Source organism: Actinomadura soli (assembly GCF_005889715.1).
Classification (GTDB): domain Bacteria; phylum Actinomycetota; class Actinomycetes; order Streptosporangiales; family Streptosporangiaceae; genus Spirillospora; species Spirillospora soli.
On record NZ_VCKW01000463.1, the window covers coordinates 1 to 3,476 of the forward strand.

The 3,476-nt window shown below is 73.8% G+C and carries 4 protein-coding genes; 1 reads left to right on the forward strand and 3 read right to left on the reverse strand.

The annotated features are described in order from the left end of the window. Positions 1-49 precede the first annotated feature (49 nt). Positions 50-871, reverse strand: a complete 822-nt coding sequence (locus ETD83_RS40610; protein ID WP_138650571.1) for a uracil-DNA glycosylase — start codon at positions 869-871, stop codon at positions 50-52. Positions 872-1,008: 137 nt separating this feature from the next. Between ETD83_RS40610 and ETD83_RS40615 the strand changes: the two genes are divergently transcribed. Continuing rightward, complete coding sequence (locus ETD83_RS40615; RefSeq protein ID WP_138650572.1) at positions 1,009-1,857, forward strand: DUF2510 domain-containing protein; 849 nt, start codon at positions 1,009-1,011, stop codon at positions 1,855-1,857. Between the two features lie 99 nt (positions 1,858-1,956). Here the strand turns inward: ETD83_RS40615 and ETD83_RS40620 are convergent, their stop codons facing one another. Both ETD83_RS40620 and ETD83_RS40625 read right to left on the reverse strand, forming a co-directional pair. Beyond that, a complete protein-coding gene (locus ETD83_RS40620; RefSeq protein WP_138650573.1) occupies positions 1,957-2,910 on the reverse strand; it encodes a Ppx/GppA phosphatase family protein in 954 nt (317 codons plus the stop codon). After that, on the reverse strand, positions 2,907-3,437 hold the full coding sequence (locus ETD83_RS40625) for a DUF501 domain-containing protein (protein WP_138650574.1): 531 nt from the start codon (positions 3,435-3,437) through the stop codon (positions 2,907-2,909). The genes ETD83_RS40620 and ETD83_RS40625 overlap by 4 nt, the downstream gene beginning before the upstream one ends. Positions 3,438-3,476: the final 39 nt, after the last annotated feature.

A 3,476-nucleotide genomic window follows, 5' to 3' on the forward strand; every position in this document is an offset into this window, starting at 1 on the left:
CCTTCCGCCCGCCCAGCTTCCGCCCCCAGCTTCCGGCGCCCGCCGACCGTCAGCGGTAGTCGCGGGCGCGGGTGAAGACGGCGTCCAGCATCTCCTCAGTGACGCGCCCGGTGAAGGTGTTCTGCTGGCTCGGGTGGTAGCAGCCCAGCATCAGGACAGGCTCGCGCCGTCCCACCGAGGGCGGCGGGGTCAGCTCGATCTCGGCCCCGTGCCCGAACTTCGGCCGCGGCCGCGGCAGCCCGTACCCGGCCTGCCTGAGCGCCGGCCACACGCCCTGCCACGCGAACCCGCCGAGGCACACGACGCAGCGGACACTCGCCGCGACCTGCTCGACCTCGCGGGCCAGCCACGGCAGGCACGTCGTCCGCTCCAGCGGCGTCGGCTTGTTGTCGGGCGGCGCGCAGCGGACGGTCGCCGCCATCCGCGCGCCGATCAGCCGCTGCCCGTCGCCCGCGTGGACGCTCGTCGGCAGCGCGGCGAGCCCGACCCGGTGCAGCGACGCGAACAGCCAGTCCCCCGACCGGTCCCCGGTGAAGATCCGCCCGGTGCGGTTGCCGCCGTGCGCGGCGGGGGCGAGCCCGACGATCAGGATCCGCGGCTCCGGCTCGCCCCATCCGGCGACGGGACGCCCCCAGTACTCCTCGTCCGCGAACGCCCGGCGCCGCTGAACAGCAATTTTTTCCCGCCATTCCACGAGCCGGTCGCAGGCCCGGCACACCGACTGCCGGGCGCACAGCTCTCCCAGGTCGGGCACCTTGGCGGCCAGCTCGATGACGTCTCCGGTCCCTTGCGCCACGGGGGTTTCGGACGACGCGGGGTCCTCGGGCCATCCGGTGCCGGGCGGCACGAACGGGGCGTTGGCGGTCGGCATACCATCGATCGTCGCACGCCACAGGCGGTGGCCGGGTTCCGCCCATCTCTCTGCACAGGCCGTTCAGATCGGTACGATGCGTTCGCCGGTCGGGGAGGCGGGAGTCCGGCACGCCATGGGCGAAGCGGAGGCAGGCAGTGTCGCAACCGGGCTGGTATCCAGACCCCTACGGCACCGGCAGCCTGCGCTGGTGGGACGGCGAGAACTGGACGGAACGCCTCAATCCGGAGCCGTCCCGTCCACCACGGCTGCGCCTCCCCGCGCAGGAGCAACGACCGCGGGACGAGTACGAGGAGACCCAGTACGGGTCCCAATACGGCACCCAGTACGGGACGCACTACGCGGCCCCGCACGTCCAGCAGCCGACCTGGGAGGCCCGTCCGGCCGTCCAGCCGCTGGACGTGAACGTGCGCGGCCTGCACCTTTACGCCGATGACCGGTTCGTGGCGTACGGGAACGCCTCGCTCCAGTGGCCACATGTGGAATGGGTGGCCTACTGGGCGGCGGAGCGACCGGCCGGATACGGCCAGCCCGCCGGGACGCAGTGGGTCTTCCAGGCGGGCCGGTACCCGTTCCGCGGCGGGCCGCGCGTCGAGGTGGTCATCGAGCCGGACGCGCTGCACGCGAACGCGGCGGCGGGCGCGGGCCCGACCGACGCGCCGGGTACGGAGGGCGAGCCGGAGTACGTGTGGGGGCGGCTGATCCAGCTGTGCCAGGAGCACGCCGAGCAGCGGCTGGTGTCCGAGCTGGCGGGACGCGTCAGGTCGGGCGAGTCGGTCGACGTGGCGCAGGGGCTGACCGTGCACCCCGGCGGGGTCCGCGGCAACCGCGTCTCGCTGAGCTGGGCGGCCATCTCCGGGGCGACGGTGGACGGCGGGCGGGTGTGGATCCAGCAGGCCAACAGCTCCGCGCCGATCCTCTACATCCCGCAGCAGAACCCGAACGCGGTCCTCATCCCGGCCCTGCTGACCCAGCTGAAACGCTGAGACCCCACACGACGCTGAGACCCCACACGACCCCGCGCACCCCACACAACCCCGCGCACCCTAAACAACCCCGCGCGACCGACGCGGGCGGCCGGGGGCTCAGACCAGGGACCAGGCGAGGCCGTCCAGGATGTCGTGCTCGCTGACCACGACGGCACCGAACCCGTACTCCCGCATGATCCGGTCGAGGATCAGCGCGCCCGCGCCGATCACGTCGACCCGCCCGGGGTGCATGACGCCGAACTCGGCGCGCTCGGCGCGGGTGGCGTGCAGCAGCCCCCGTGTCACCTCGTGGACCTGCGTGGCGGTGATGCGGGACAGGTGAATGCGGGACGGGTCGTACGCGGGCAGGCCGAGCGCGATCCCGGCGACCGTGGTGACGGACCCGGCGAGGCCGACGAGCGTGCGCGCCTCGTGCACCGGCACCGTCTGGCGGACGGCGGCGAGAGCCGTGTCGATGTCGGCGGCGGCGTTGGAGATCTGCTGGGGGGACGGCGGGTCGCCGTCTTTCAGATGCCGCTCGGTCATCCGCACGCAGCCGATGTCGATGGAGCGGGCGGCGTCGGCGGAGGAGCTGCCGACGACGAACTCGGTGGACCCGCCGCCGATGTCGACCACCAGGTAGGGCCGCGCCGGACGCAGCGCCGCCAGCTCCCGGGTGGCGCCCATGAACGACAGCTCGGCCTCCTCGTCCCCGGTGATCACCTCGGGGACGACGCCGAAGATGTCGACCACGCCGCTGACGAAGTCGGCCCGGTTCTCGGCGTCACGGGTCGCGCTGGTCGCCACCACCCGCGTCTTGACCGGACCGTGCCCGGCCCGCGCCCCATGGTGGTCGATCAGGTCGGCGTAGCCGCGCATGGCGGTAAAGGTACGTTCCAGCGCGGCGGGCGACAGCCGGCCGGTCTCGTCGACGCCCTCCCCCAGCCGGACGATCTCCATGCGGCGTTCGACGTCCGTCAGGGTCCCGCCGCCGCCCTCGCCGGGGGCGATGTCGGCGATCAGGAGGCGGACGGAGTTCGTCCCGCAGTCGATGGCCGCGACGCGCGTCACCGGTCCACCTCCGGCTCGGCGTCGTCCGGATCCACGGCGACGCAGGGCCCGGAACGCCACCACTCGGGCAGCGCGTCCAGCGCCTCCCGGCCGAACGGGTTGATGCCGGGCACGGCGAGCTCGTGGGCGACGAGGGCGTGCAGGCATTTGACGCGTTCCGGCATACCGCCGGCGCTCTGCGTGCCCTCGGGCAGCGGCTCGACGCCGTCCTCGCGGGCCGCGGCGCCGCGCCGCCGCAGGTAGTCCTCGTGCGCGGCCGTGTATCCGGCGCTCAGGGACGGATCGGCCGCGAGCCTGTCCTGCATGTCCCGCATGACCCCGCCGCCCTCCAGTGTCCCGATGGCGGACGCGGCCTTCGGGCAGGTCAGGTAGAACAGCGTCGGGAACGGCGTCCCGTCCGGCAGCCGCGGCGCCGTCTCGATCACGGCGGGCAGGCCGCACGGGCAGCGGCTCGCCACCCGGCGGACGCCGCGCGGTTCCCGGCCGAGCTGGGCCGCGACCGCGGCCGTGTCACGTGCTTCGATCATGTACGTCCCCACCGGCGGACCTCCCCGACCCGCCTCGAC